Origin of the sequence: Vibrio sp. 10N.237.312.B06, assembly GCF_041464685.1 — a bacterium.
GTDB classification, from domain to species: Bacteria; Pseudomonadota; Gammaproteobacteria; order Enterobacterales; family Vibrionaceae; genus Vibrio; species Vibrio tasmaniensis_A.
Genome location: NZ_JBFSPI010000083.1, coordinates 1 through 23,295, shown reverse-complemented (window position 1 = coordinate 23,295; position 23,295 = coordinate 1). Strand labels below are relative to the sequence as shown.

Genomic DNA, 23,295 nt, shown 5'->3' with positions numbered 1-23,295 from the left:
AGCTGATCAGATCGTAGGTTCTTGATTTAGTTCCATTGAATTACGCAACAAAGCCAGTATCATTTTCCAGGGCATACTATAAGTATGTCTACTTTGGTTGGTTGGATATTGATGATTATATTAAGTTAGCGTTGGGAGTAATTTAAATGGTAATTTCATTACAACCAACCAAAGTATAAATTATCTAGACTTGGGTATGACGTAAAAGTTACGTAAGCGGTATAGTTGATAGCATTTTCGCATCTACCACTTACATAATTATATTGTGCTTGGGGAATTTAATTGCTTTAGTAAGTAACCCCCTTAGAGTCGAGTTATCTACTAGACAAAAATCGCATTTCGACTTCATCGGGTGGGATAGGTTTGCTGAACAGAAATCCCTGTAAATATTTATATCCGCAACTGGTTAAGAAAGCTTTTTGTGTTTCAGTTTCGACCCCTTCCGCAACCACCATAAGCCCCAATTTTTCACAGATAGCATAGGTGGCTTGGACAATCGCTTCGCTCCCTTTATAGGTGCCATGGACGAAGCTTTTATCTAGCTTAACGGTACTAATTGGCAAGTCATGCAACATAGAGAGAGAAGAGTAGCCAGTGCCGAAGTCGTCAAGGTGTAGCTCAACGCCTAACGCTGAAATATCGTCTAATGCTTGTCTGACTTCACCGTGTTTGAAGATCATTGAGGATTCAGTGATCTCAAGGGCGATACTTTTAGGTTGTATGTTGTAGAAGTTGAGCATTGCCGATAGTTGCTCTGCAAAAGTAGTGTGCATCTGAATACACGAGATATTGATGCTCATTACCAATTCATCATCAAATTCTCGGTGCCATATCGACAGTTGCTTAAGTGCAGAGTTAAGGACCCACTTTCCGAGTGGAACAATCTGTCCAGTTTCTTCCGCTAGGCTAATAAACTCATCAGGCTCGATATTGCCCAGATCTTTATCCGACCATCTAAGTAGGGCTTCAAACCCTTTAACTTTATTGCTATTGGTGTCCATTATCGGTTGGTAATGAAGATTGAGGTCATCACCTTCTAGTGCCAGAGTTAACCTATGGCGTATCTCTACTTGCCGATGCAGAATCTGCGCTAAATTTGGAGTAAAAGTTTGGAAGCGGTTCCGACCATTGGCTTTGGCAACATGCATCGCCATTCCGGCCTGCTTTAACAATGATTCTTTATCCGTGGCATTATCAGGAAAATGAGCAGAACCTATGCTGCAACCTACAGATAAGGTGCCAATTCCTTTTATTTGGAAGCTTTTGTTCAAAGAATCGATAATGTGAGAGCAGAGTAACGGGATATTTTGATTTTTTCGGGCGTGAGCAATCACGATGAACTCATCACCACCAAAGCCACCGATTGTGCATGTTTCGTCGAGGATCTGTTTAAGACGCTTGCCAACTTTTTTGAGTAGTTGGTCACCAACACTATGCCCATAAGTGTCATTCACCAACTTAAAGCCATCAAGGTCCACAAACATCAATTCAAAGGGCGAGCGACAGGCAATACTCGATTCGAGCCTTTTGGTGATCCCGCGGCGGTTGTAGAGCTCAGTGAGACAGTCGTGCTCTGCGTTATATCGAGCTTTAATCAAATTTTCTTTTTGTTTGGTGGTACAGGTTAGGTTTAATAGCAGTTCACTTTTGTCAAACAACCACTTTCCATGAACATCAAAGTGGTGGGTTTTATTTTCAATTTTACAGCTGACTTCCTCCAAAATGTCTCGACCTTTGCGAGCTGAAAATAACCATTGGTCTGCAACTTCTTCGCTTGAAACAAAATCGGATAGGCGACTAAACGGCGAGCCGTAGTTTTTAGAAAAAGCGGAGTTTGCACTCACTACGCTTCCCACTTTGTTGAATAAAAGAGAGAGGTTGGAACCATCAGAGTATGTGAGATCGCGTTTTAAGCTCTCTTCTTCTGCGATGACTTGCGCTAGCATCCCTGTTCGGCCATCGGGTAATGGGATTCCAGAGAAAAGACATAGTGCGCGTTTAGAAATGTATTTTGGGGTGAAGTTCCACCAAGTCTTTACACTTTGATTTCGCTGAAATTGTCTCTGATATTCTTCAAGCGTTGCTTCGATCGCTTTTGACATTTCAATACCAAAATCGCGTGAGGTCAGTTCAAATAGAGATTCAGACTCCCAAAGAGGGAGGGCACTGCTGTTTGCCCAGGTTATTCGCTTATTATCAATGTCATATATCCAGATAGGACACTTTAGATGTTCGAAAGGTTGGTAGCTGGTCATCATAATAAATTCGGGGAACTCATACTTTAATCGATTTATGCAGACAGATGTCGTGCTTTGGCAGTGCGTCTATCAAATTGAACTCTGATCTTTAACAGCCATGAAGAAGCTATGTGTTAAAGAAAAATCAGGCACTAAAGATAAATTAGCGACAAAAATAGCGTTTAAAGATTCAGTGAACGGATAATTTTGGTTACTTTTCCTTCCGGGGTGCTTTCAATCGCATAGCCTTTATTGTCCCCAAAAATTTCCCCGTTGATGAAGTTCCAACCTGTTGATGTCTTGACGATTTCTTTCGGGAAGCGATCGTCAAACATTGAATGATTTGTGTATACCGTCTCAATTGCTTCAAATAATAATTGGGCTTGATCTTGGTTAGTGACGATGAAGTCTTCTTTCAGGCACATTGTTAATTCTGGAAGGGGTTGAGTAGTGAAAGGTTCAGTCATCGCGCCGACTACCCCATTATGTGAATAAAAGCGATATGAACCAGAGCTGCTTTCGTTGCCATCTGGAGATTTAATGCTTGGGGTTGTTAGGTAGAAATTACAGTTGAAGACCATCTTTTGGATAATACTATTTTGTGGTGTGACTTGAATATCTATCCAAGAGCTTACTTGCGCTTTGATTTGATTCATCCCCTCATGTTTATTAGGAGCAGCGGTGACTCGTGTTGCCAACAAAGCGGTTATGGTCAGTAACATTAAAAGCGATTTGTTCATCTTTAAGTGGCCTTGTGACAAAGTGACTTTTGTTTAATCAGTAAGTCACCGTTGTTTATTATTTGAGTTAATGATTAGCCGAATAAATGTTACTTGAAGAAGACTTTACTTGATAGAGGGGGAGAGAGCTTGATAATGGAACATGCTATTTGATTGGTTAAGTAATCGTTTTCTTCAATTTTTTAGAATACGATCGCGGTTTTAAAATCTGTCATTTTGTTGATTTGAAGTGTTACTAACTATTGTGTTATTAATGTTTAGCAAGTTTATTTGAATGAGTTTTGTAAATTCTTTTAATGTAAGTGTGCGTAAGAAGGTAAGCAAACGTAAGCATTTAAGCGTTTAGATTTTCCGTTTTTGACGGGAAATTAATCAATAAATGAGCGATTTTGTTGCTGAACGATGGTTTGTAAACGTGTATGTACAAAAGTGATTAATATGTTTTGCGTACGGTAAGTTAGTGACTTCAATAACAATATTGATGATATATGAACAGTATATATACTGCCCTCGCTTTTAATAAATGCTGGTGATAGAAATGTCGAAAACCAAAGTGCTGATTGTCGAAGATGACCAGGCGATAGCGCGTTTAACTACGCTTTACCTCGAAGCTGAAGGCTACAATGTTAGCGTTGTCCATGAAGGGGATTTGGCCATTGAAGCGATCCGCAGTATTGAACCCGATCTCGTTCTGTTGGACTTGATGCTTCCAGGAATGAGCGGCGCACAGATTTGCCGACAGGCTCGCGAATTTTATAATGGGATTATCTTAGTATTGACTGCCTCTGCTGATGAAATGAGTGAGGTTAGTTTGTTTAAGTTTGGCGCGGATGACTACGTAGCAAAACCTATTCGTGGTCATGCATTATTGGCACGAATTGAAGCACTATTGCGTCGCGCAGCCCCTGTTGTTGCTGAGCCTGACACGACCGCTGAAACCCCAGGTGAAATTGTGATCAACAGTACAGCTCAAAGTGCCACTCTGTATGGACAGAACCTAAAGCTCACCTCTGCCGAGTTTGAAATTCTAAATCTTCTTGTTAATAACATTTGTCAGGTCGTTACTCGAGATCAATGTTGCCAGCTATTTAGAGGTATTGATTATGCCTTTAACGACCGCTCTATTGATATGCGTGTTTCAGGGTTGCGCCGGAAGCTGCGTATGCATGCAAAAGATAAGCAGTTGATCCGTACGGTTCGTAACAAGGGGTATATGCTGGTTGTATAAGTCTATCGCGGTGAAACTTCGATCTGTTTCTATGTTTACTCGTTTGTACCTTGGAATTGTGGCAGGGATGTCGGCAACGATATTTTTGTTTTGGAACCTTGGTGAAGGGCACATGCGGCGTACCCAGATCGAAATATTCCTTAATGATGGCATCTACTTTTCTGAGCAGTATGTTCGTCAACACAACCGAGAAAACTCGCTATATAAAGAACTCGACAGAACAGGCTACCAGCAATTTTATATTTTCAATTTACGCCTGTTGGAGAATTGGTCGGGAGAGGCTCCGTGTCAACGATGCGAGTTATTTACCACCTTGAATGGTGTACCGGTATACCTAAGTGAAAATAATCTCTATTCGGCAGTATTTCAGCTACCAAATTCTAGGTTTAGCTTTGCGTTCAGTGAGGTAGGCGATTTCTTCTCACCTGAAATTGAGTGGTATGAAGATTCAGAAAGAAACTTTCTTATTGGGCTTTTGTTGGCCGTTATCTTCGCTATTGGCGCGAGTGTTTACTTACCTGTTAGGCGTTTTCAAGAAAGAATAGAGTTACTTGTTGAGAAACAGAAGCAGTTTGGTAAGGGGAAGCTGAGTACTCGCTCTGACGTAGATGATATACACCCAGTGTCTGAGCTAGCCAAAAGTTTTAACTTCATGGCTGAGGAGATTGAGAGCAAAGTAAAACAAAGTCATATATTTGCTCAAGCGATTCCACATGAAGTCCGTACACCGCTAAGCCGTATTCAATTAGCGACGGATCTCTTAAGGCGGGAAGCTCCAGAGCATCATCAGGTTTTTTTCGATGATATTGATACCTACATCGGGGATCTCAACGACCTCACGTCAGAAATTATCATGCTGTCGAAGTTGAATGTCATGGATAATTCTTTCTTCGAGCTTGTTAAAGTGAAAGCTGACCTTCGCGAGTATTGTTTAGATAGAATCCGTTACTCGGAGTTAGACAATGTTATTTTTGAGTCCAAAGTAAAGCTAGAGTGCAAAATTAAGTGTGATTGCTCGATGGCGCGTTTGGTTTTTGATAACGTGATTAAGAACGCTGGGAATTACACACAAGACAAAGTCTGGGTAACTCTGGACGAGAACTCAGAAAATTGGCTGGTTCTGATTGAAGACAATGGCTCTGGGATACCGGAGGACAGGCGTGAAGAAGTATTCCTTCCGTTTTCTCGCTTAGATTCTAGCAGAGCATCAGCAACTGGTGGGTTAGGGTTAGGTCTAGCGATAGCGATTTCAGCGGCTAAAAAGTTTTCTTGGGACATTCGGATCTGCGATAGCAATCGCGGTGGTGCCAAGTTCTGTATCTTAATCCCAAAGATCACGTAAATGATTTTAGTAAGAGACCAATTAGACTCTTAAAAATGAAAGCCACGGTTTAATATCGTGGCTTACTAATTTAATTAACTTACTAATTACCAATTATCATTCACTATCAATTGGCAAAATTTACCAAGTAGAAAATCAAGCTTAGATATTGTTGGCGCTTAAACGATGAAGGCCATAAATAGCATGATCTATGATACGGCCATTTAAGTTCTCGTTACGAGTTATGATACCTTCTAATGTGAAATGTAAGCGCTCACAAACCTTGCGACTACTCTGGTTGCCAGTTGCAGCTGATATCTCCACCTTTTCCATATCTAACTCATTGAAAGCAATATCAATGAGCTTCTCAACTACGCGTGTAACGATCCCGTTACCTTGGTAAGTATCAGACAACCAATAGCCTATCGTGACTTTCTGTTTGCTGTGGTCAATGGTGTTAAAGCTACAGTTACCGACGATATTGTCTTTGTACACAATCGCACATGTCATGCTTTTGCCTTCCGCGTAATCATGTAGCGAGCGCTGGATGAAGATCCTAAAGTCCTGCTCTGTTTTGCAGTGCGGTGGCCATGCTAACCATTGGCTAAGATACTCATTTTGGCTTTGTGAAATTTCCGCGTAATGAGATGCGAAGTTCTCTTCAACCAGAGCGATGGATAACTCTTCATCGATAACTGTTTTAAACATGTTTTCCCTTTTCTTTTGGCTGATGATTTAAGTGTCTTTTGGTCGGCAGGTTATAATGTCGCACAATTTTTAATATGCAACCACTTGTGGCGCGAATTATTCGTGATACGCTAGATCTATCACGAAATACATTAAACCTTATAATAATTGCGGGTATGATCGTTAGTCATGCATTAGTATTAGCAGCCTAAATATATAAAATATATAAAAATACTAGGCTTAAGTAATGAATCAACATTGCCAAGAGGTAACCGTAGACCTAAGAAAGGCTCTATTTGGTATTGCTAAGGCGCTTGATAACGTCGGTTTTGAAAGCAAAAACCATGGACAGAGGGTGGGTTACATCGCGTATCGATGTGCTCTGAGCGTGGGGTGGGAAGAGGAGCAGGCACAGCTCGCATTTTCGTTAGGGCTAATTCACGACTGCGGAGTGTCGCAAATAGACGAGCAACGTCGACTGAATTCGGGGTTTGTTCCCGACTCGACTTATTACCATTGTCAAAAGGGCTACCAAATTTTAAAGGAGTGCCCTGTTCTTTCTATATTTGCTAAGCCAGTTCTTTATCATCATACCCCTTGGTTAGATCTAAAGACTATGAATATCAGTGAATTAGAAAAGGAACTGGCTGCAGTTGTGATGCTTGCTGACAGAGTTGACTATCTATATGGCATAACAGCTTCTGATCGTTATGGGAACCTAACCCCAGACGGTAAAGCGAGCATTATTGGACGTTTGACTGAGCAAGCGGATGAGATGTTCGAAACCAATCTTGTACAGCACATGTGTGAGTTGGTCGATCTGGATGATTTTTGGTTCTCGATGGAGACCCCTTACATCGAGAATATGAGAGATAACTTTGAACCTGTGCCCTTTTTCTCTCAGCAAATGTCGCTGGATGAGACAGTCGCCTTTGCCGAGTTTATTGCTAATGTCGTTGATACGAAAAGCTCGTTCACTTTCAAGCACTCGTTGAAGGTAGGGCAACTTTCTGAATATCTAGCTAAACAACTTGGTTATTCACGCACAACGCAGAGAAAGCTCTATTTAGCTGGTTTAGTTCACGATATTGGCAAACTGCAAACCCCTGGTGACATTCTTCATAAGCCAGATTTGCTCACTGACGAAGAATACTGTTGTATTAAACGCCATGCGACAGATACTCGATTCGCGCTGCAGGAGCTATTTAGTTCGCCTCAGGTGTGTCAGTGGGCTTCCGATCACCATGAAAGGTTAGATGGTTCAGGCTATCCGATGGGTAAAACGGCTGAAGATTTAGATCAACCCAGTAGAATTGTTGCTGTAGTCGATGTATTCCAAGCATTAACCCAGTCTCGCCCCTATCGTAAAGGTATGACACTGGAAGAAACTCTAGCGATATTAACGGAACAAGTTGATAGTTATAAGTTGGATCGAGAAGTGTTTGAATGCCTTAGAAAACACGCAGAGTACTGTTTTGAACTATCGACGGACAAAAGAATGTACGCGTTTTAACTTTGGTCGTTTTTAGGATTCAACTCACCTTTAAATTTAAGGTAAATGGACTATCTACTTTATTCAAACAATGAAAAAGCCGACTGGGTGTTGCGCGAGTCGGCTTTTATTCACTTCTCTTTCTAGTCTTTATCTCTATCTACGCTCGATTAAAAAGCATCATCCACGATATCTTTAAGTCGATCGTAAGGCACATAGCCCGGTAGAAGCTGATCATTCATCATCATCGTTGGCGTTCCTGTTAAACCCAGAGCGCTAAAGGTTTGATGGTTAGTGGTTAGAACCTGGTTTTGTTCTTGAGTTGTTTTTAGTTCCGCTTCTGTGCCTGTCTTCTTGGCTACGGCTTCTAGTGAGCTTTTCGAGTGAATACCACTTTTTGCCATCAGCAGTCTGTTGACTTCAGGGAAGGCTGCTGGGTTATCTTTCCATACTTTCATCGCGTATAGAGCCGCATTGGTATCAAGGCCATCTACTTGTTGCTGCTTAAATGACAAGTACACGTTGATCACTTTAATGTCGCTGTTTTCAGAGGCTAATTGAACCAAGCCTTTTTCCAAGCGCTTACAGTAAGGGCAGTTGTAGTCAGTAAAGTTAACGATTACTGATTTGCCATTCGGGTTGCCCGTGATTGGGTGAGCGTCATTGTTATATAACCAGTCGTGACTCTCAGCTTGAGCTTTCTTTGCTTGCGCTTGGCCTGCGACATACTGCTCTAAACTGGTATGCAATCCTGAAATAGTAGAAGGATTCTCCTTCAGGAACTGGTTAATTTCTTCGAGTTGCTGGGTTTGTTCTGTGCTTAACTCAGCGAAGGCACTTGTGCTCATTAGTGAGCCTAAAATCAGTGTGCTAATCAGATGTTTTTTCATGTTGTTTTTCTCTAATTCTTGATAATCGTGAGCACGTTTTGGGTCGCGCTCACGGTATTATTGTTTGTTAAATTGGCTTTAATCGGTTCATTTGCTCTGCTCTGTTTTTCTTAGTGAGCGAGTTATGCAAAGTAGGTTCTTAACCACAGGCCGATAGGGGAAGTAACGCCGGTTGCGATGCTGCTGATCTTTCCATCTTTGATGATGACAATACTTGGCGTGACATTGACTCCCCAACTTCTGCTGATCGATCCAGAGAGATCATTGATAACAGGGAAGTCATACTCTTTGGCGTCTAAGAAGCGCTGAACACGTTCGTCTGGGCCAGATGAAAGTGCGACAGAAACTACTTGATGGGAGTCGCTGAAGCTATTAACCGTCGGGCTCACCAATTTGCACGCGCTACACCAAGTCGCCCAAAAATAGACAATAACGGGCTTACCGTTTTTGCTTAGCTCGATAACATCAATATCTTCCCCTTGGATCGACTGACCCACGATTGGAATCGCGTCTCCTTGAGGCATGCTTCTACTGTGGTAAAAATCCATGGCAAACGAAACCACGCCAACGATCAGTATCATTGAAACGAGTTCCTTTCCCCACTTCTTAAGACGGCTTGGCTTTTGTTCGTTGTTGGGCGTCTTCATCAATTATCTCGCAGCGTCGATGGCTTGAACGACAGTGTCACTGTTGAGAATGACAGGCAGTGGAATACCGCTTTTATAGCTCGGACCGTAGACGATGTTAAATGGCACACCAAATCGCCCATTACTTTGTAAGTATTGAGTGACACTTTCACTTGGTGTTGTCCAATCACCTTTCATCAAAACAATGTCTTCTTGCTGTAGGTGGCTGTAGACAGGATCTTGAAGGATGACGCCGATCTTGTTGGCTTTACAGGTGATACACCAATCAGCAGTCACATCAACAAACACCGTTTTGCCTTCATCAACGAGCTGAGGGATTTGCTTCGCATCCAGTTTTTGCCAAGCGAGATCGTCAACAATCGGAGTCGCCCAGTTATCAGCGGTGACACTACCGACGATCAATGCAGCACCAAACACCAAGGTTGTGGTTGCGACGATAGGAATAAGCACCTTGCGACCCAGTTTCATGCCAATCCAAACCAGTACTGAAATCACGATAAATAGCGACAGCAGGATAGTTGGGAATTTACCAATGAATGGGCTCAGAAGGCTTGTTAGCCATAGGCTGGTAATGAACATCATTAAGCCAAATACCAGCTTAACTTTGAACATCCATGCCCCAGGCTTTGGAAGCAATTTGGTTAGGCTTGGGAATAGCGCAAAGATCAACCAAGGCGCACTCATACCGATACCAAGCGCGATGAAGATAGCCCATAACTCTTGATAGCTTGCTCCAAGTGCATACGCGACAGCGGTTCCTAGGAATGGCGCACTACATGGCGTTGCTAGTAGCGTTGCAAACATGCCTTGAACAAAGTGGCCTGAATGTGAGTCATCGCCTTTGGTTGCCATCCAAGTGTTTAAACCTGATGGTAATCTGAATTCGAATAACCCAAGCAGGTTAATCGAGAACAGTAAAGTGATGATCAGCATGAACCCGATAAACCAAACGTTTTGGAATTGGATTCCCCAACCAATCGCATTACCACCCATTTTTAGAGCGGTCATACCTAGCGCTAACAGCGCAAATGATGTAATGACACCTGAAGCAGAAGCTAAGAATGAGAGTCGGATATGACTATTAGATGCACCTTGGTTTTGAATGATGCTGTTTAATTTCATTCCTAATACTGGCAACACACATGGCATGATGTTGAGGATCAAACCACCAATTAAAGCGAAGCCTATCATCGCCGAAAAGCCGTTGTTGCTTATTTGGTAAGCTATCGGGTCTGACCCAACTTGCGCGGTCATCTCTTCTGCAAAGTTAGTATCTGAAACGGTAATACTCACTGTGCGATCCGTTAAGTCGACCTCGCCGATCCAGTTACTCACATCGAATACTGCGGTCATTGTATTGTCTGTGATGTGGACGGTTGGTGGAGAGAAGAAGTCATCAAGCACTTCTTGCCCATCAATCAATACCATCGGTTTATCCCAGCCTTCCTTACTTGTTAGCTGAGTCACCAGTTGTTGTTTACTTTTATCCCAGAACAGGCCGTTTACTGAAGTGCGGTTAGCTTCTCGTGGAGATTGGCTCATGCCTTGATTGAACAAGAACATCGCTTCTTCATCGAGCTCTAATGTTTGCGGATCAATCGGCAATTCGATGTCGTAATCGGTTAACACACAGATATTGGTGCACGACGGAAAGGTGAACGACGCCTTGAACAGTGCTGGCTTCGTGTTGTCTTTCAGTGTCAACGTAACGGGAAAGCTGACGTGTTTTTTGTAGCCTAACGTCATCACGTCGAGTTGTTCGTAGTACTTAGGGATCGGCCAATGCCACTCTACCGACTCTATGTTTGTTGAACCAGACCAGTCCCAACTTGGCGGGATACCACCTTCGCCGGGGCTACGCCAATAGGTTTTCCAATCGCCGTCGAGAACGACATCCAGTACGGTTTGAATCTTAGAACCGTCGTCCGATTGTTCACCCGTCGACATCATTCGCATCTTGACTGGTGGATGTTCAGGCACGCTGAGCCAGCCCGTCGTCTGTGCCAAAGCAGTAAATGACGTCACAACCAAAAGGGCAGTGACTAGCGTTTTCGCGCATGTACGCATGCAGAATGCCAACGAATCGACAAACTTAGTTAGTAGTGTGTTGTACACAAATGTATCTCCAAAAAATAAATAAAAGGGTGTAGTTGCCCGGTTATTTACTCTCTAAATATACAGTGCTTTAGATGTAAGCGGTGTTTTGTAGGTCGAGAAGAGCGATGGTTATCTCTAGACAATCTCGATATGTGCGGTGATAGGCTGTACGCAACAGCAATAAACAGGATAAAAGGAATCAGCCAACCTGTTTTAGGTGTCGCGAATGTGAGCATTTTGGAGCTTAGGCTGCACGCGCTAGAGTTTGGCGCTGACAGAGTTTTAGAAGCTTCTAAACCAAAAACGCTGGCATAGAGCTCAGACATTTTATCGAAAGATGCGACGATTGCTTGTGGGTGGCTGGTTTCTGCGCCGACAAGTATTGATTGTCCAGTTAGGGAAGCTGAAGTGGTTACTTTGTTTGCAGACAGCGTACTCGCCAGACAAGTTACGATAACCAGTCCGGTAAGGAACAGCGCCCAAAGCGAATGCTTTTGTCGGCGGTTCTGTGTGGATAAGAAAAGTAGTGATGTGTTCAGCAAATCAGTCAGTAATCTAATCAGTTAATAGTTAATAGTTAATAGTTAATAGTTAATAGTTAATAGTTAATAGTTAAAGCGAGCTCATTGAATTACGGTTAGCTTAAATAAGATCTCTTCGAGTCACAAGTCATGAAATTGTTAAAGTGAAACGATGATAAACCGTAGATAAACGATGCATAAACAACAACTCACGCGAATACGACATTGAGTTCTAGATAAAGTTCACAACAACTGGAAGTTATCGCTAATTTATCCTGTATAGAATGCTCTATTCATCATGAGGAGATACAAAAAAGCCCAACAGATCGCAGATGGACATATTGGGCTTTAACCATTGGTGCTATTGGAAAGATTTAGTAAGAACGGCGAGGACCGTTGCGCACAAGGTCTTTACCATTTTCAAAGATTTCTTTAGTGATCCAGCGAGCGAGTAAAACCTTGTGACTGCTGTTGAATACTGCAACGAAATGACGACCATCAGAATTATTGGTGGCCATACCTACGCCTTCAACGTCTTCAAGACCTAAGCCCCCTGCTTCTACTGAAATTAGGAATTGCTCTAGCTCTTCTAGAGACTCAATAACATCAAGTTCGTTGTTCATTTTTATGCTCTTTTGCTGTGAGCCAACATAGGATTTAAGGCGATTTAGTACATGCACCTAAATGACGATATTGGCTGTTGTTCTTTGTTGGTTGCGTACTCTACAGGTCATAAGAGGGGATTGGAACTCTCAAATATTAGATACAGGCTGATAATTTGCAAAGTTTTAACACAACATACGTTTAAATGCTTGTTATCCATCTTCTTTTTACTACTATTTATAGGGTCAATTTAGACAATAATAGGAATTAGTATGATGAAGGTTTGGCGTTGTCTATTGTTAATGTTGGCGTTTGTCGCATTTGGAAGTTTTGCGCAAAGCGTCGATAAAATAGCAGAAGTACAAGACCAGCTAATGCTGGACCTCGCTACATTAGAAACAGCGCACGATGCTGAAAAGCCGTTTCTAGAAGACATATTGCGAAGAAAGAACCAAGCACTACGCAAAGAGATATCCTCCCAATTATCATCTGATAAGAAGCAAGGCTTAGACGCTGTTCTTGCCCAGCAAGTAGAGCTTTTACAGCATTTACTGTCATTGAACGAAGTTAAAATTGTCTCTATGAGCAAAGACAACCGTTCGGCTGAAGGGGATGCAAAAAAGCGTCTTGAATTGTTGATTCAAAAACGTATCGGAATGATGGATGACTACTATCAGCAACTTTCTAAGACCTTAAGTTGGTCAAAAGATCGAGGCGTTGATGTATCGGCTGCGGAAAGTCAGTTAAAAACCGCACTAGTTTCTCGTTCGCAATATCTGACAAATGCGATTCTCTACACAGACACGCAGCGTCAAGATTTAGAGCGCCGTTTGTCTTTTGTGAGTGAAGAAGAAAAGGCGACGATAAAAACTGAATTAATACGTTTCAGAGAACGAACCAGCGTTATGGTTGCCAGCTTAGAGAAAAGTATCTCCATGATGGTGCCATTTGGTGTGGATGTCACCTCGTACAAGCGTATTCTATTAGCGACCACCGGCGACATTAACGCTGATGTATTGGATGTTGATGTTGCACTGGAGTTGTTGGATGGTTGGCTTCGTTCATTCAGTTCATGGGCTTTTGAAAATACCCCTTCATTTATCGTTAAACTCGCGCTTTTCCTCGGTATTTTGTATGTAACTCGCCTTATTGCTAATGTGGCTCGTAAAACCGTTCGTAAGAGTGTTTCGCACTCTAAAATGGACTTCAGTGTATTGATGCAGGACTTCTTTGTATCAATTGCATCTAAAGCGGTCGTGTTTGTTGGTTTGCTGATCGCCCTGTCTCAAATAGGGATTGAGCTAGCACCACTATTAACGGGTTTCGGTGTTGCGGGTGTCATCATTGGTTTTGCATTGCAAGATACGCTGTCTAACTTTGCATCGGGCTTGATGATCTTGATCTACCGTCCGTACGATGTTGGCGACATGGTCAAAGTCGCTGGTGTTCAAGGCACTGTAAAAGACATGAGCTTAGTATCGACAACCGTTCAAACCATCGATAACCAACGCTTGGTGATCCCAAACAACAAGATCTGGGGTGACGTGATCAACAACATCACAGCAGAGCGTGTGAGACGTGTTGATATGGTTTTTGGTATCGGTTACTCAGATGATATCGATAAAGCAAAATCGGTATTGAACGACATCATTCTTGCTCACCCTCTAGTGTTGAAAAAACCAGAGCATATGATCAAGCTTCACACCTTGAATACGTCTTCAGTTGATTTTGTTGTAAGACCTTGGGTTAAGACCGATGACTACTGGGAAGTGTATTGGGATGTGACGGAAACCGTGAAGAAACGCTTCGATGAAGAAGGCATCACGATTCCATTCCCTCAACGTGATGTGCATGTTTATAATCACGAAGAGAGCTAATCCGGAAAAAGGCTAGTACGAGAATAGCTAATACGGAGAGAACTAAGTACGGCTTAAGGTCGATTTCTACTTAATGTGATATCAAATGGACGCTGAATAAGCGTCCATTTTTATTGGCTGTCAGTTTATACCAATCACAGTAAGTAAGTGATCAGAAATAGCGCAGGAAAAAGGCTTGAGAACAAGGCAGAAATTTTTGATAAGTAGTTATTCTACAATCAAAAGTTCTAACGCCGTTATCGAGCGTTTTAACCAGCTAGGGTGAACAGTTATTTACTACGATTGGTATTATATTGAGCTTCACTCTTTTAGGTAACTCAACCACCTTAGAATTACGTTATGATGGGGTAGGCTTAGTTTGGACAGTTGAAATCGAATGGATGATTCACAGCAAAAAACGAATGGTAGAAATACAACGGTAAGAAAAGCGACGCGAATCGAAAGCGTCATGAACTCTGCGATGTGGCATTTAACTCAGAGAGATATGACAGAAAGTGAGTTGGTAGCGAAGCTCAAAGTGAAAACCGACAATCAAGAATGGATTGATGAAACTTTGGGTACCCTGAAAGGCTTTGGGTATCTCAAGTCTGACCAAGTGTTTGCTGAACAATTTGTGGAACAAGCATTCTCGGGTGAATTTGGTTCTCGATATATTGTCGAAAAGCTGAAAAAGAAGGGCCTGACGGACTCAGTGATTTCTGATGCTATCCATAAGGTGTCTTTCGAAAAGTCTATTGATGAACAAACTATCTTGATAGACCGAATCAACCATTACTACACAAGCTTTACCATGAGTCGTGAAAAGCTGGTTGCGACGCTGCAAAAGCGTGGTTTTAGCTATCAACAAGTTAAGGTAGCGATTGACCAGCACCCACAAGCGCATGAACTGAAGAGTAATATTCAAATTAAGGCAGAGAAAGCCGATTTGGAAAAAGAAGTGCTTAAGTATGCTCGTAAAGGCAAAGGCTTGACTGCTATTCAGCAAGAGCTTAGACAGCGACAAATAGACACGAGCGAGTTGCCACAATTGGTCGATCGGTTAATTAACGAAGAGCAACTGGATTTTTACTCTTCGTGTTTAGAACAACTACAAAAGAAATCTTATGACCTCAACGATCACAAAGAGCGCTCAAAAGCTTACGCTATGCTAAGTCGAAAAGGCTTTTCGTCGGATGAAATTAAATTTGCTCTGAGTGAAGGTAACGAGTAGCCAGTGTCCTTAAACCAAGAAATATAGAGCTTTCATAAATACAGACCCTTCAGATATAAATAGCTGAAGGTCATCGAACACAGAATGATTTACAGGGTTAATAGATTGTTTTAACGCGTTGTGTGCAGGTTTTCTGTAATACCTAACCCATTACGCAACGCGAACTGAAGGAGGTCATTGTGGTTGTTCAAATCGAGCAACCCAAGCATTCTGTACTTATGCGATTCTATAGTTCGAGAGCTTAGATGGAGCTGTTCCGCACACTCTTTTGCACTTAGGCCTTGAGCAATAAGGGCCAACACTTTGGTCTGCTTCTTGGTGAGTAAGAGTAATTTGTCACTGTCATCTTCTAGCCGATTCTCATTTTGCTTTAATGTTCTGGCTAGCGTTGAGTGCTGCCAATAACAGAGCCAAAGCTCACAGACTAATTTTAAGCGCTGGATGTCTTCGAGAGCGAAAGTGGTATCGTTGTCGTGAAAGTTAGTAAAAGACAGTGCTCCCCAGCGTTGGTTAAAGAGTTGCAAAGGAATGATGCAGTGCCATCGGCCCCCTTCTTTGTATAACTGCTTTAATACGTAATTCTGAGTGTTCTCAAGGTCGTCTTTCGAAAACGCGAGATAAGTTTTTTTGGTCTTTAGCAGCTTTAGATAATCAAGATAGTTGCCACCAATGAGACTCTGTTTATTAACCGGAGGTATGTTCGCTTTCGATACTGAACAAGTCTTTCCGTCTTCCAGTAAGACCATTGAGTTAGGGTAGAGTGTTAAACGATCCATCCCAAACCAATCGAGTACGTCAAAGCTAGCTTCTGACCAAGTAGCTTGAAAACACTTAGGATCGCTATTGATGAGAGTCGTTGATTGCTTCATCAACAATTGTTCAAAATTTAGGTTAGTAGCCGACATACCTTTCCTCTATCAATATATTCATCAGGTTAATATCCCGAAGACTATGCGTTCGTAAAGCACAGTGCAAGATAAGATGTTTACATTTTCGAGAGGTTCTAATTTTCGTTTTTTTATAACTCTTTAATCTAAATGTTAGGATGATAAGCGGTAGATCTACTGCATTAATTGAACGGTGTTTTTTAATAAAATCGGGCATTTATACAACCGAGTAAACACTGTGATAAGTTTAAGGGCGTTACTGAGTATTTCAGTCTCGATACTGACTTTTTTTCATCCTACTGCAAGCGCGAACGCATTCCCAAATGTTTGTCTATGCGCAGTCACCTATTCATTCAAATGTGCTTTCAACACAACTTCGTTCTGCTCAGCCCAAAAGGGTGGGGACTATTGAGTTCAAGTCCTCTTATACCCAAGCCAGTATATGGGCACACACGAGTGCGTATTCGCTCGACTATTATCAAAACCAGTCAAATATTGCGATTGAGTGGCAAGCATCTCCAATTTGGAAAACCGAGCTGGATTATCGAGTTGTGACTGCAAAAGATAATGGTTTAGACAGTTTTGTGATGGGTTTTCACGATCTGTTTGGTATTGGACAAAATGGCCGTGATGAAGTGGCTGAAGATCAGTTCACCATGGATTTTAATCATGCAGGGGTTCATGTGTCTGATTTTGAGGGGGATGATTTAACCAATGCGCTGACTTTTTACAATGAGCTTCTGTTGCATTCTAGAGGGCCGATGTCGCTCTCTGCTGGTGGTTCTTTATTTTACAACAACGTAAAAAGTGGCCGGTTTGCCAGAACTAGCTTCGAACAAGGCGTCCAACTTAACTACAGCTTTATCACCTTAAGGCATAACTTTTTTTCAACGGTAGGTTTGGTTCACCGTAACTGTGATGACTACTTAGTTAGTTTAGAGGGGTTCAGCGCAAGTTGGGCATTAGGGTATGAGTATATGTTTAATGCTCGGCACAGTTTGTTAGTTGAGTCTTTAAATTATCAAGGGTGGGCAACGGATGAACCAGATTTCTCAGAGCCGTCTAATGAAGTGGTGCTCGGTTATAGGTACCGATTCAATAGGTTTAGTTTAGAAGCCTTGATGACAGAGAATATTCGCAATATGGATAACAGCACTGATATTGGGTTTACGATTGGGTTGCGCTTCTCAATATAAAAGTAATATCAACATATCATTATGTAATTAAATTCATCGCAACGATAAAATTCCAGTAGTTTTACGGTATATCCACAACACAAATTTTTGAACAATAGCGCTACTCCAAAAGGCCGGACTAACAAGGCCGAATCAATATATAGGTAGTGGTTATTATGAAAAAGACATTAGTAGCACTTGCGATTGCAAGCATTTCAAGTTCAGCTTTCGCGGTAAATACAAGCAGCCAAAACAGCCAGAATGAAGACATGTTCGCATTTGATTCAATGCATAAAGATCAATTTTCAGTATCTGGTGCTATGGGTGTTGGCGGTTACTACGATACTGGTTCTAAAGCATTCTACGATGACTGGGCTACAGGCCTAACACTTGCAGTAAACTACCGTAACAACCGTATTGTTGGTTACTTCGAAACAGACTTGATGGTGAACTACACAACAGACAATAACGTTTCAGCGAATGATTCCGTTAACTACAAGTGGACAAATGGCATCGATACTGGCCCTGCTGCTGATGTAGACAAAGCTTGGCTTGGTTTTGACACTGGTTTCGGTATCGCTTCATTCGGTTGGGAAAATGATACAGCACTAGATAAAGTTGACGGTGCTGGTGATAACACTTACGAGTTTGGCGCTTCTGCTGGTGATGCTTCTGACGGCTTCAATGTTGTTAAGTTCCAGGGTGCAACAAGCGGTATCGCTTACGGTATCTCTTACTTCGAAACGAAAGATTCTCGTAACAATGATAAGTTCGACAAAGGTGTGAACGGCTACATCGGTCTAGAGCAAGAAGTATTCAACCTATACGCAGGTTACGAAAACCGTGATTACGAAGCTAATTACGAAGTTTACACGGTAACTGGTAACGTAAAAATTGGTGACCTAACACTAGGTATGAACTCTTGGATTGATGACGCAGATTCTGAGAAAGACACGGGTTACTACGTTTCAGGTGGTTACGCGGTTTCTGAAGACCTAACAATTGCAGCTGGTTACGCCTCTAACAGCAATGAACTTGATGGCCAAGCGGACGTAGATGCTTCTTACATCAACATCGCGGTAATGTACCGTATTGCAGACAACGCTGACATGGGTATTGATATCAAACAAGATATTGATGGTGCACGCATGGGTTCAACTAGCGCACAGTACGACGAAGAAACACACGTATTCGCAGCAGCTTACTACTACTTCTAAGCTCTTAATAGCTTAATAGCTTAATAGCTTTGAGAGCTTAAGAACTTTAAATCTGATTGCTATGGTGTGTCGCATGCCCGGTCGTTACACCATGTTCTCTTCGTTTTGCCGTTTAAGTATCCAACCGATATGTGGTTTGGCACTCAGTGTTATGAGTGGAATGATAATCTGGAGAATGTAATGGTTAAGAGCATTACTGCCAAGGGTGTTATTTACGGAAATGACACTCTGTTTACATGTAAACCGAATCGAAATGGATTATTTGAATTGGCGCGTAAACATGGAAGAGTTGCAGGTACTCGCCCGCAAGATCTCAAGAACAAGGTTTATGCTGAATCTCTTGATGAAGCTTGGAATTTACTCAAAACAGAAAAGTTTTATATTGTTTTGACAGGGCAGATATGTGGTATTCATAGGAAATCACTAAGAAGCCTTGATTCTGTCGACATTATTTTTGATGTTCAATCTCGTTTAAATTGTGTCACTGTGTAGGGTCGATGCTGTAAATAAAAAGGACGATTAAATATCGTCCTTTTTTTCGTTTGAGTTTTTTGGTTCAACCTTACTTACAGATGCTCAGCACCCGCTATCGGCCGTATTGCCCAACGATAAAGTGTTCAAACTCATCACACATTTGAGAATTTGATTTGTCGTTATTCGCTAATTCAGTTGCTCCATCGACGATCGATATCTTCGCATTCAAATCAGCGACGGGTGCTCGCTCTCTTGTCGACAGCTGTTTGATTTTTTGATCTTCAATAGCCCAAGCTTCCTCTGGCGATAAGTTGCACTCGTCAGCGAGGTACTTGGCATTAAAACCTTCCCCAGTCAGGCTTTCGATTGTCCCATTATGATTCACGCTATTTCCTTGGTGCCAATAGTGCTTAGCTAACAAAGGGCCGATCTCCGGGTTATCCGTTAAGTAACCAAACTTATCGGTGAAATATGCACGAGTTTGATACACGGCCATATGAGCTAATAAGTAACCCTGATATGCGCAAGAGGCTTCATCCGACAATAGATGAGGGATCGCCATTAATGGGCGAGGGCTACAAGCCAATCCCAGAATCGATTTCTCGCTGCTACGAGCAAGATCAGTGATTTTTTCAGGAGTGAGGTCTTCATCTGCCAACTCGTACAGGGCTCGTTCGAAGTATGGAACGACAAGAATACTGCGTTCTTGGTAAGCTCTGAACGGTTGTTTATTATCGATGATGGCTTTGATGAGTTCGTCTGGTACTGCTTGGCCTTCTGCATTCAGGGCATATTGTTTTAGCCAATCGGCGTCATTCAATAAGCTGTCACAGAACATGGATTGAGTTTCGGCATAAGCCATCGATGTTGGTGCAAATTCTTGAGAGAAACAAGGCGCGTTCATTTTAACATTAGCGAAATGTGCAGCGTGGCCGCCCTCGTGAAACAGCGTATTGATACCATCATAACCGCTGCCGATTTGGTCGGGCTTGGCGTTGCTCGTGAAGTTGACCTGTGCAGCTACCCAAGTATCTTGATCGTAGAAAGAAGGAACTGGCCCATGACAGAAACCGTTTGGATACTTTCCTTTACGATCAAGCAAATCTAATTTCAATGTTGCTTGTGAGTATTCGATATTAAGACGACCAAAAGACTCAACCCAACGCCTTAGTGACTTTGAAAATGGAACATAAGGGTCTAAGTCATTCATGACGTCACCTGCAAAAGAGTAGGTGAAATTATGGGCTTCTAGAGCGCTCTGACCTTTTTTCTGAGTTAAGCTCTCTAGGCTTTGTTGATGGTTATCTCGCGTGCGAACTTCAAAGTCATCCAGAATTGTAAACAGTTGCTCAGTTGTCATCTGCTCGGTTTTAACGACGGAATAGTCAAAAAAGGTTTTGAAACCCAGCGATTGAGCAAACTGGTTGCGTTTTTTGATGAGTTCAATGAAGCCGTTAGCCAGCAGCCACTGCTCTAAACCTAGTAGTGTTTGGTGAGCTGAAAGCCTAACTTTTTCATTACTATTGGTTCTTATTGTTGAACCTAGAACCGGTAACGACCCTTCAGTGTCGTCGCCCGCTTCATTCACGTAAGTCATTACATGATTCTGTTTTTTCTCAAACAGTTCAGCCTCAAACTTTATGAGTTCGGCTTTAAGCTTCTGTGACTGCTCAGACTCAATAGCGTGAGATCTAAAGGTCGCTAACCAACCATTCAAGCCTGTTAGCGTGCTCTCTTTTTCTTGAGGGTCTTGAATTTCTTCGATAGTAGCTAGCTGCGTTTCGATAGCAGCAATTTGCTCGGCAGAGCTAAGAAATTCAGTCCATTGGGTCTGCGCGAGTGTCGAGCCATCATGGTCGTCACTGATCCCCATATAAGTATCCCAAAAGAAGTCTTCTTTCGCTTTATGAGTCGCAAGATACTTTTGGTTCAATTGGTTGAGATAGTTCGTTGCAGTCATGGACGTTCCTTGTAAATTATTCATTAATTTCAACATTATGACACATTCATGGGGTGTATTGTGTGACGACAGATATAACAGAGTGCAACTCTTCTTAGTATCAAGTTTGTTAATCTTATCGTTGAGCAATATTTTTAGTTTTATAGATGTAAATCGAGCAGTTGTTTGTTGATTGGTCACGTATAATGCACGCTCCATACCGCGTGAAATAAGCACAAATAATGAGAACTCTTCCTAGCTTAATCCTACCTTTGTTATTGACTCTGAATACCCTTTCATTTTCTGCGCAGGCGAGTGAAAGCTGGTGGTTACGGACGGTATTCAATAGCAACCCAACTCAACCGAGTTCTCAAAACTATATTAACGATATCGATCTTATGGATTGTGGCGAAGTTGAAGGCACTCTGTTGTGCAGTGACTTAACCCAATATTACGATTTGGATGTTTATGTTGAACTGGAGTTGGGTGACTCAAGCGTCGAAGTGGTTCGCCTTAATCTGCCATATTCGAACCTAAGGTACACAAAGCTTCAGGCATATCTTCGTCAAGATGGCTTTGCTCTCAGTTCAATTCGCATTGGAGAGGATGATTTTGATGTCCTCGCTCAACTCGAACAAGCGAAACGTGAGGGAGTTGGTTACGACAAGGTAGATAAACAACTCGTAGAATTCATCAACTCACCACATCATTCCTCTGAGCAAATGAGTGTATGGAATGTGCCTAGCTCTTCCTCATCTTCTTCTAGTTCTTCAGCCCCTTGGATTCAGTTACATAGTGATGGTGACAACTTAACGGTTGAACTAAATCGCTTTTAATTGCTCAAATTTATAGATGGTTTCGTCATTCATCAGAGTAAACAAACCTTTCAGGAGAACGGCTCACGGGCAGACAGCAAGTTATAATTCATTTAAGTGTTCGTTTTTCTGTGGCTCTCACATTTTTAGTAAGCGTTTACCTTTGCCATTTGTTATACGTTGAGCCTTCGGTAAAACGAGCTTAGGATACGTTCAGTATTGATAAAGGAGACAACCCATGGTTGCAAAAGTAACGGTAGCGCCACAAGGCCCAGAACTTTCTGAGCTGGTGCAAGGATACTGGCGTACAGCTGAGTGGGGTATGACCCCGCAACAACGTCTGACTTTCCTAAAGCAGCACATTGATCTTGGCATCACAACGGTTGATCACGCGGACATTTACGGTAACTACCAATGTGAAAAGTTGTTTGGTGAAGCATTAGCGCTTGAGCCGAGCCTTCGAGATGATATTCAAATCGTCACCAAGTGCGACATCAACTTGTGTGGTGACCACACTCCAGATCGCAAGATCAATCACTATGACACCAGCGCGCACCATATTTACCAATCAGTAAATAACTCTCTAGAGCGTTTGGGTGTAACCGAACTTGATGTATTACTGATTCATCGCCCTGACGTATTGATGGACGCGGATGAAGTAGCAGAAGCGTTCGCTGAACTACATAAGGTAGGTAAAGTTAAGCACTTCGGTGTCTCTAACTTTTCACCGCGTCAGTTCGACTTACTGCAATCTCGACTAGGTAAGCCACTAGTGACTAACCAAGTTGAAATCAACCCATTGAACTTCGAAGTAGCTCATGATGGCACGCTAGATCAACTGCAGATGAACCGTATTCGTCCAATGGCGTGGTCTTGTCTCGGTGGTGGTAGCATCTTTAGTGGCGATTCAGCACAAGCGATTCGTGTTCGTAATGAACTAGAAGCCATTCGCCAAGAAGTGGGTGCAGATAGTATTGACCAAGTAATTTACGCTTGGGTTCGTCGATTACCGTCTAAACCGATTACTATTATTGGTTCAGGTAAGATTGAGCGAGTGAAAACGGCCGTTGATTCACTGAAAATCGAACTGACTCGTGAGCAATGGTATCGCGTTTGGGTTGCCTCTAAAGGTCACGGTGTGCCATAAGAAGTAATTCGAAAATGACGATAAGCCAGCCAACAAAGCCAACACCTATCATTTAAGGTGTTTAGATCGCACAGTGTAGCGAGTCTTACTA

20 protein-coding genes are annotated in these 23,295 nt (G+C 42.3%); 10 read left to right on the top strand and 10 right to left on the bottom strand.

Annotated elements, in window-relative coordinates; translation table 11 throughout:
* Window positions 1-314: 314 nt before the first annotated feature.
* Both AB6C75_RS18610 and AB6C75_RS18605 read right to left on the bottom strand, forming a co-directional pair.
* Complete coding sequence (locus AB6C75_RS18610) at window positions 315-2,258, bottom strand: putative bifunctional diguanylate cyclase/phosphodiesterase (RefSeq protein ID WP_372108617.1); 1,944 nt, start codon at window positions 2,256-2,258, stop codon at window positions 315-317.
* Between the two features lie 161 nt (window positions 2,259-2,419).
* Window positions 2,420-2,977: a hypothetical protein gene (locus AB6C75_RS18605; RefSeq protein ID WP_372108615.1), complete on the bottom strand. Its 558-nt coding sequence runs from the start codon at window positions 2,975-2,977 to the stop codon at window positions 2,420-2,422.
* A 538-nt stretch (window positions 2,978-3,515) separates the two neighbouring features.
* Between AB6C75_RS18605 and AB6C75_RS18600 the strand changes: the two genes are divergently transcribed.
* Window positions 3,516-4,205, top strand: a complete 690-nt coding sequence (locus tag AB6C75_RS18600) for a response regulator transcription factor (RefSeq protein WP_029222829.1) — start codon at window positions 3,516-3,518, stop codon at window positions 4,203-4,205.
* Window positions 4,198-5,547: a sensor histidine kinase gene (locus AB6C75_RS18595; protein ID WP_372108612.1), complete on the top strand. Its 1,350-nt coding sequence runs from the start codon at window positions 4,198-4,200 to the stop codon at window positions 5,545-5,547. Before AB6C75_RS18600 ends, AB6C75_RS18595 begins: the two co-directional genes overlap by 8 nt.
* A 141-nt stretch (window positions 5,548-5,688) precedes the next feature.
* Here the strand turns inward: AB6C75_RS18595 and AB6C75_RS18590 are convergent, their stop codons facing one another.
* The gene (locus tag AB6C75_RS18590; RefSeq protein WP_371708380.1) at window positions 5,689-6,234 is read right to left on the bottom strand and encodes a GNAT family N-acetyltransferase; all 546 of its coding nucleotides are present in this window, start codon (window positions 6,232-6,234) and stop codon (window positions 5,689-5,691) included.
* 226 nt (window positions 6,235-6,460) lie between these two features.
* On the opposite strand from AB6C75_RS18590, the gene AB6C75_RS18585 reads away from it, so the two are divergent.
* A complete protein-coding gene (locus AB6C75_RS18585; RefSeq protein WP_102582526.1) occupies window positions 6,461-7,726 on the top strand; it encodes an HD-GYP domain-containing protein in 1,266 nt (421 codons plus the stop codon).
* 149 nt (window positions 7,727-7,875) lie between these two features.
* On the opposite strand, the gene AB6C75_RS18580 is transcribed toward AB6C75_RS18585, so the two are convergent.
* The 5 genes from AB6C75_RS18580 to AB6C75_RS18560 form a co-directional block, all read right to left on the bottom strand.
* On the bottom strand, window positions 7,876-8,595 hold the full coding sequence (locus AB6C75_RS18580; protein ID WP_017102469.1) for a DsbA family protein: 720 nt from the start codon (window positions 8,593-8,595) through the stop codon (window positions 7,876-7,878).
* A 122-nt stretch (window positions 8,596-8,717) separates the two neighbouring features.
* Window positions 8,718-9,242 carry a redoxin family protein gene (locus AB6C75_RS18575; protein ID WP_372108609.1) on the bottom strand — a complete coding sequence of 175 codons (525 nt, stop codon included), beginning with the start codon at window positions 9,240-9,242 and terminating at the stop codon, window positions 8,718-8,720.
* A 3-nt stretch (window positions 9,243-9,245) separates the two neighbouring features.
* Window positions 9,246-11,309, bottom strand: coding sequence for a protein-disulfide reductase DsbD family protein (locus AB6C75_RS18570; protein WP_372108619.1), 2,064 nt, complete (start codon window positions 11,307-11,309; stop codon window positions 9,246-9,248).
* 95 nt (window positions 11,310-11,404) lie between these two features.
* Window positions 11,405-11,881 (bottom strand): hypothetical protein, encoded by a 477-nt coding sequence (locus tag AB6C75_RS18565; RefSeq protein WP_372108607.1) that lies wholly within the window; start codon window positions 11,879-11,881, stop codon window positions 11,405-11,407.
* Between the two features lie 353 nt (window positions 11,882-12,234).
* Window positions 12,235-12,483 carry a hypothetical protein gene (locus tag AB6C75_RS18560; protein ID WP_372108605.1) on the bottom strand — a complete coding sequence of 83 codons (249 nt, stop codon included), beginning with the start codon at window positions 12,481-12,483 and terminating at the stop codon, window positions 12,235-12,237.
* 252 nt (window positions 12,484-12,735) lie between these two features.
* Here AB6C75_RS18560 and AB6C75_RS18555 point away from each other — a divergent pair, with 252 nt between their 5' ends.
* Window positions 12,736-14,340, top strand: coding sequence for a mechanosensitive ion channel family protein (locus AB6C75_RS18555; RefSeq protein ID WP_017099775.1), 1,605 nt, complete (start codon window positions 12,736-12,738; stop codon window positions 14,338-14,340).
* A 376-nt stretch (window positions 14,341-14,716) separates the two neighbouring features.
* The gene (locus AB6C75_RS18550; protein WP_012601008.1) at window positions 14,717-15,550 is read left to right on the top strand and encodes a RecX family transcriptional regulator; all 834 of its coding nucleotides are present in this window, start codon (window positions 14,717-14,719) and stop codon (window positions 15,548-15,550) included.
* Between the two features lie 110 nt (window positions 15,551-15,660).
* On the opposite strand, the gene AB6C75_RS18545 is transcribed toward AB6C75_RS18550, so the two are convergent.
* Window positions 15,661-16,455: a response regulator transcription factor gene (locus tag AB6C75_RS18545; protein ID WP_371703129.1), complete on the bottom strand. Its 795-nt coding sequence runs from the start codon at window positions 16,453-16,455 to the stop codon at window positions 15,661-15,663.
* Window positions 16,456-16,760: 305 nt separating this feature from the next.
* Here AB6C75_RS18545 and AB6C75_RS18540 point away from each other — a divergent pair, with 305 nt between their 5' ends.
* The 3 genes from AB6C75_RS18540 (at window position 16,761) to AB6C75_RS18530 (ending at window position 19,321) form a co-directional block, all read left to right on the top strand.
* Window positions 16,761-17,633 carry a DUF3187 family protein gene (locus AB6C75_RS18540; RefSeq protein ID WP_372108602.1) on the top strand — a complete coding sequence of 291 codons (873 nt, stop codon included), beginning with the start codon at window positions 16,761-16,763 and terminating at the stop codon, window positions 17,631-17,633.
* Window positions 17,634-17,788: 155 nt separating this feature from the next.
* Complete coding sequence (locus tag AB6C75_RS18535) at window positions 17,789-18,829, top strand: porin (protein ID WP_371710622.1); 1,041 nt, start codon at window positions 17,789-17,791, stop codon at window positions 18,827-18,829.
* Window positions 18,830-19,009: 180 nt separating this feature from the next.
* Complete coding sequence (locus AB6C75_RS18530) at window positions 19,010-19,321, top strand: hypothetical protein (RefSeq protein ID WP_029222827.1); 312 nt, start codon at window positions 19,010-19,012, stop codon at window positions 19,319-19,321.
* Window positions 19,322-19,415: 94 nt separating this feature from the next.
* On the opposite strand, the gene AB6C75_RS18525 is transcribed toward AB6C75_RS18530, so the two are convergent.
* Entirely contained in the window at window positions 19,416-21,263 is a 1,848-nt protein-coding gene (locus AB6C75_RS18525) for a M3 family metallopeptidase (RefSeq protein WP_269335003.1), read from the bottom strand.
* Window positions 21,264-21,484: 221 nt separating this feature from the next.
* Here AB6C75_RS18525 and AB6C75_RS18520 point away from each other — a divergent pair, with 221 nt between their 5' ends.
* Together AB6C75_RS18520 and AB6C75_RS18515 are read left to right on the top strand one after the other, a co-directional pair.
* On the top strand, window positions 21,485-22,078 hold the full coding sequence (locus AB6C75_RS18520; RefSeq protein ID WP_017102462.1) for a hypothetical protein: 594 nt from the start codon (window positions 21,485-21,487) through the stop codon (window positions 22,076-22,078).
* A gap of 217 nt (window positions 22,079-22,295) precedes the next feature.
* The gene (locus tag AB6C75_RS18515) at window positions 22,296-23,204 is read left to right on the top strand and encodes an aldo/keto reductase family oxidoreductase (protein WP_009844769.1); all 909 of its coding nucleotides are present in this window, start codon (window positions 22,296-22,298) and stop codon (window positions 23,202-23,204) included.
* Window positions 23,205-23,295 lie beyond the last annotated feature (91 nt).